This window comes from Aeromonas sp. HMWF015 (assembly GCF_963878965.1).
Taxonomy (GTDB): Bacteria; Pseudomonadota; Gammaproteobacteria; order Enterobacterales; family Aeromonadaceae; genus Aeromonas; species Aeromonas veronii.
This window is the reverse complement of record NZ_CAWNZT010000178.1, coordinates 1-4,968: the sequence shown is the minus strand read 5'-3', so window position 1 is coordinate 4,968 and position 4,968 is coordinate 1. Positions and strand designations below refer to the sequence as shown.

At 57.7% G+C, this 4,968-nt stretch carries 5 protein-coding genes; 1 reads left to right on the top strand and 4 read right to left on the bottom strand.

The genetic code is table 11. From position 1 onward, the window contains the following. Positions 1-405: 405 nt before the first annotated feature. The 3 genes from lpxH to AACS18_RS09290 are packed head-to-tail and all read right to left on the bottom strand — an operon-like array spanning position 406 to position 2,433. Positions 406-1,161, bottom strand: a complete 756-nt coding sequence (gene lpxH, locus AACS18_RS09300; RefSeq protein ID WP_108612207.1) for a UDP-2,3-diacylglucosamine diphosphatase — start codon at positions 1,159-1,161, stop codon at positions 406-408. Then, positions 1,158-1,946, bottom strand: a complete 789-nt coding sequence (locus AACS18_RS09295) for a DUF4269 domain-containing protein (protein WP_108612206.1) — start codon at positions 1,944-1,946, stop codon at positions 1,158-1,160. Before AACS18_RS09295 ends, lpxH begins: the two co-directional genes overlap by 4 nt. Further along, on the bottom strand, positions 1,936-2,433 hold the full coding sequence (locus AACS18_RS09290) for a peptidylprolyl isomerase (protein ID WP_005337417.1): 498 nt from the start codon (positions 2,431-2,433) through the stop codon (positions 1,936-1,938). Before AACS18_RS09290 ends, AACS18_RS09295 begins: the two co-directional genes overlap by 11 nt. Positions 2,434-2,645: 212 nt before the next feature. Here AACS18_RS09290 and cysS point away from each other — a divergent pair, with 212 nt between their 5' ends. Continuing rightward, the gene (gene cysS / locus AACS18_RS09285; RefSeq protein ID WP_019445081.1) at positions 2,646-4,022 is read left to right on the top strand and encodes a cysteine--tRNA ligase; all 1,377 of its coding nucleotides are present in this window, start codon (positions 2,646-2,648) and stop codon (positions 4,020-4,022) included. Positions 4,023-4,622: 600 nt separating this feature from the next. Here the strand turns inward: cysS and AACS18_RS09280 are convergent. Continuing rightward, the coding region (locus tag AACS18_RS09280) for a hypothetical protein (protein ID WP_219927965.1) at positions 4,623-4,968 on the bottom strand (346 nt) is incomplete at its 5' end.

Below are 4,968 nucleotides of genomic sequence, written 5' to 3'. Positions count from 1 at the left end.
GTTGGGGGTGACAGGGGGGCGGATAGGGGTCTCTTCCTGTTCGCCATCACCGCCGCCACAGCCTGTGATCAACAGCGCCAGTAAGGGGGTGAGAACCGTCTTTTTCATTGTTTGATACGTTCCTTGTGTTACGACGGGTAGGGGAGTCGGTAGTCTAATGAGCTGCCTTGCTTATTTCAACGCTGATTGAATGGTCATTTTGCTTTATTTTCAGCATCTTGGATGTTTTTTTGGCCGGCTTTTGCCGTATGTGGTGTTGCTGGCGCAGCAGAACCGATAGGGATGGGGCGAGCACCCCATCAGCACAGGCCATACCAGCCTGAGCTCACCGTAATGAGTCGGTTCACCGGGTTAACAGGGGATGCTGGGCCGCAGGTTTTGCCTGCAACCCTCGCTGGGGGGATATCAGGCGGATGGATGAGCGGCGGGGTCGACCGTTGCCAGCGCCCGCATTTCCAGCCGCTGCTCGCCAGGGCGGCAGATCAGCACCGAGCCTTGCTCGAACCAGTCTCCCAGCACGATGCGGCGGGCGGGCTGGCCATCGAGGGTGAAGTCGTGGATGGCAGGTCTGTGGGTGTGGCCGTGGATCATCATCCGGCAGTCGTGGGCGCGCAGGGTGTTGTCCACCGCCGCGGGCGTCACATCCATGATGATCTGGCTCTTGTGGGCATTTTCCATCTGGCTTTGGCCGCGCATCTTGCAGGCGATGGCCTGACGGCGGGCGAGCGGCAGCCGCAAAAAGAGCCAGCGCAGCCATTTTAGCTGGGTGATGCGACGAAACTTCTGATACCCCTCATCCAGGGTGCAGAGCAGATCGCCGTGGCTCAGCACCACCCGCTCCCCATAAAGGTCGATCACGCAAGGGTCACCCAGCAATGTCATCCCCGCGCGCTTGGCGAACTGCTGCCCCAGCAGAAAGTCACGGTTGCCGTGGATAAAGTAGATGGGCACGTTCTGCTGGCTCAGGGCCAAGAAGGCGTCGGCCATCTGCTGATGGAGCGGATTGGGATCATCATCGCCAATCCAGAATTCGAAGAGATCCCCCAGCACATAGAGGGCATCGGCGCCGGGGGCGTCGTGCTCGAGAAAGCGCACCAGTGCCGCGGTCATATCGGGCCGCTGGGCAGAGAGGTGAATGTCACTGATAAAGAGGGTGCTCATGATGTGGAGGTCGGGCTCTCGGTCGAAACAGGGCAAATGGGGGTGGCAGAGATAGTAGAAACAACAGCGGACGAATAGTGCGCTGCAGGCGCCGCCGCGTCAGTTGAGGTATGGATATCGTCACGGGATGGCGGCTGCCATGCTAGCTCGGCCAGATTGCATCCCTCCAGCGTCAGCAGCGCTGCATAAGGATCGCCCGCCAGACCCAGCAACCGGCATATGGCTGCTTCCCCTTTTAATCCCTCTTCAAGGCGCAGGCGCAGCGCTTCGTGATAGAAGTCATCGCCAAAGCGTTGTAGCAAAGCCGCCATCATGGTGAGGTGGCGCCAGCCGTTCAGTGTCTCGATGGGGGAGGGGGTGACATAGAGCTCCAGCGGCCAGCTGGCTTCGCTTTGATCGCAATTGGCATTGTGCTGGTCGCGGGAAAAGGTGCGCTCCAGCAGCCAGATATTGTCGCCCTTGACGCTCGCTTGCCAACCTTGAGCTTCGAGCATCGCGGCAAACGCCGCCGGATCAGCATGCTGGCAGAGGATATCGAGATCGCTGCTCGGCCGATCGAGGCCGATGGCCAGCGTGCTCACCAGTGCCATATCGCTGCACTGCGCGGCCAGCTCATCCCACACACCGGCGGTGAGCAGGGCATGGGCCGATCGCTGACGCGGGTTGCCGTGGGCCAGATAGTCGAGGCGGCGCCAGTTCGGACTGGCAGTGGGGGAGGCAGATGGAAAAACTGCGGCCGGGGCCGCAGTTTTGTCAGTGCCGAGTCGGCAGAGATCAGTCAGCAAGGGTCACCTTGGTGATCACCACGTCTTCTACCGGCACGTCTTGGTGGATGCGGCCGTAGTTACCGGTCTTGACGCCCTTGATCTTGTTGACCACGTCCATACCGGCAGTCACTTCACCGAATACGCAGTAGCCGAAACCCTGAGTGGTAGCGGATTTGAAGTCGAGGAAGTCGTTGTTGTTCACGTTGATGAAGAACTGGGCGCTGGCAGAGTGCGGCTCCATGGTGCGGGCCATGGCGATGGTGCCGATCTTGTTGGACAGACCGTTGGCCGCTTCGTTCTTGATGGGGGCGCGGGTGTCTTTCTCTTCAAAGCCCGGGGCATAGCCGCCGCCCTGGATCATGAAGCCGTCGATGACGCGGTGGAAAATGGTGTTGTCGTAGTGACCGTCACGGCAGTATTGCAGGAAGTTGGCCACGGTTTCCGGGGCTTTTTCAGCGTTCAGGGTGAGGGTGATGTCGCCGTGATTGGTGTGCAGAGTGACCATGATATGTCCTTTCATTTGATGCGGGCGACGAAGTGCCCGCAGGTGTATGGCATAAAGTGGTGGCAATTCTAGCCCATCAGGGGCTGGCGGCATAGTCTCTCAGGCGCCGTAACCGTGCTGGCAGGCGGGATTGGCCCTCTTTTCTGCCTCGTTTTCTGCCCCTGAACGGGGTATTATGACCAACCATTTTACTCACAGGCAGTGGTTAGAAGATGCTGAAGATATACAACACACTCACTCGTCAAAAAGAAGAATTCAAACCTATCCACCCGGGCAAGGTGGGCATGTATGTGTGTGGTGTCACCATCTACGATCACTGTCATATCGGCCACGGCCGCACCTTCGTCGCCTTTGATGTGGTCGCTCGTTACCTGCGTTACGCCGGTTATGACCTCACCTACGTGCGCAACATCACCGACGTGGATGACAAGATCATCAAGCGTGCCGCTGAAACCCGCGTCACCTGCGACGAGCTGACCGAGCGTCTGATCGGCGACATGCACGCCGACTTCGACGCCCTCGGCATGGTGCGCCCGGATATCGAACCGCGCGCCACCCAGCACATCGAAGAGATCATCGAGCTGGTGCAATCCCTGCTGGAAAAAGAGCACGCCTACGTGGCGGATAACGGTGATGTGATGTTTATCGTCGAATCCTATGCCGACTACGGCAAGCTCTCCGGCCAGGATCTGGAGCAGCTGCAAGCCGGTGCCCGCGTTGACGTGGTCGATGCCAAGCGCAACCCGCTCGACTTCGTGCTGTGGAAGATGTCGAAGCCCGGCGAGCCGACCTGGGAAAGCCCCTGGGGCCCGGGCCGTCCTGGCTGGCACATCGAGTGCTCCGCCATGAACTCCAAGCACCTTGGCAACCACTTCGATATCCACGGCGGCGGCTCCGATCTGCAGTTCCCGCACCACGAGAACGAGATCGCCCAGTCCTGCTGCGCCCACGGTGGCGACTACGTCAACACCTGGATGCACAGCGGCATGGTGATGGTGGATAAAGAGAAGATGTCCAAATCCCTTGGCAACTTCTTCACCATCCGCGATGTGCTGGCCCACTACGACGCCGAAACCGTCCGTTACTTCCTGATGTCTGGCCACTACCGCAGCCAGCTCAACTACTCGGAAGATAACCTCAAGCAAGCCCGCGCCGCGCTGGAGCGGATGTACACCGCCCTGCGCGATCTGCCGGTGGCCGCTGCTGCCGGTGGCGACGAGCAGGTGGCTCGCTTCAAAGAGGCGATGGACGACGACTTCAACACCCCGGAAGCCTACTCCGCCCTGTTCGATCTGGTGCGCGAGATCAACCGCCAGAAGGGTGAAGACATGGCCGTTGCCGCCGCGCTGGGTGCCCGTCTGCGCGAGCTGGGCGCAGTGCTCGGCATCCTGCAGCAAGACCCCGAGGCTTTCCTCAAGGGTGACGAAGCGGACGAAGAGGTTGCCGAAATCGAGCGCCTGATCGCCGAGCGCAATCAGGCCCGTGCCGACAAGAACTGGGCCGCTGCCGATGCCGCCCGTAACCGTCTCACCGAGATGGGTATCGTGCTGGAAGACAGCGCCGGCAAGACCAGTTGGCGCCGTGCCTAAGACCGGTTGGCCTTGTTGGCGTCTGGTGCCAACAGGTTGAGCCAATAAAAAAACCGCAGTCCTTGGGCTGCGGTTTTTTTTGTGGCCGGTCTGAGGGCTGGCACCTTCCCTCTCTCCATAATGGCATGGCTTCGCCATGCAGGACACGAGGGCCTTGCCCTCGAAGGGGTTTCGCCCGCCCTTCGGGCTGGGGCGAGTGACTTTGGAAAGACCCAAAGTCACCAAAGGTCTTCTCCCCCGGCAACCCGCCCGCTTCGCGGGTTCCCTCGTCTCGTCCAACGGGTCGGACGGAGCGCCGCAGACGGCACATCCATGTGCCGGCTGCGGCTGCGCCATCATCCCTGATGGCGCTCCTGACCCGTTGAACTCGACTCGGCGGTTTGCAGGGGGAACCAATACCGTGCCCGCCCGTGGCTTTAGCGTGCATGTTGACCGCCTTTTCCGCTGAAAGGGGAGAGCTGTGCAAGGGGGGAAAAATTGAGTGCAAAAGTGTTTGGGGAATAGAAATAAAAACCGCAGCTCAAGGCTGCGGTTTTTTTCAGGGATGTAGTCTACTTTACTACTTAATTTTAGGATGTGTTGAACTGACTAAATATATAACTAGGTTTGACTGCTGTCAGTAATAAGAAATTTTTTTATTTCAAACTGAATGAAATCATTCTGTTTGTTTATATATGTCAAGAATTCATCATTAGCAGTGAGTCGACCAAAGCGGTCAATATTTAGATTGCCCAATTGACGATCTTTTTCTAATTTACTGATTAGTAATCCACTTAAACCTAAACGACCAAACTTTGACTTTTCCTTATTTTCACTGCCATAAATAAAGAGGTTATATTCCTCTTCTAGAATTATTGACATCTCAAGTAACAGCTTTACATATTCATTGAGGGTAAACGATACAAAATCATTTTCAATTTTTATTTTGACTAAAGCAATATTGACT